Here is a 500-nt window from a genome sequence, read left to right as displayed (position 1 = left end):
TGTGACAATAGTTGTTCCTATCGGGAATGTTGACGGTGCATCGTTGCTGATGCCGTCGGAAGGAATGTCCTCGCCTGTGACCTGAGGAGTGCCAAGGTCCACTTCTGAAGCTTCACAACTTCCTCCGTCTGTATCTACCATAATATTGCCCGGGGCTGTTATGGTCGGTAAGATTTCTTTTGTCACGGTCACAGTCTGTTCAGCCGTTGCCGTATTGCCGCTGTCATCGGTCACGGTCCATATTACTGTAGTTGGACCTAAAGGGAAAATTGCAGGTGCGTCATTGCTTACATCTTCCACGCCGCAGTTGTCAGACGTTGTCGGGGTTCCAAGTTCAACGTCAGTGGCGGAATCATCATCCTCTCCAATCTGAATGCTGATGTTGGCAGGGGCTGTAATGACAGGTGCTTGGTTGTCCACTACAATTACATTGAAGCTCCTGGTAGTGATATTTCCGCTCGCATCAGTGGCTGTCCAGGTCACAACTGTGGTGCCCAATG

General features: G+C 50.4%; 1 protein-coding gene. It reads right to left on the bottom strand.

The features are described from left to right. The coding region (locus M3O96_RS21940) for an HYR domain-containing protein (protein ID WP_249725498.1) at positions 1 to 500 on the bottom strand (500 nt) is incomplete at both ends.

Source organism: Aquiflexum sp. TKW24L, from assembly GCF_023502205.1.
Classification (GTDB): Bacteria; Bacteroidota; Bacteroidia; order Cytophagales; family Cyclobacteriaceae; genus Cognataquiflexum.
This window is presented reverse-complemented; position numbering and strand designations above follow the sequence as displayed.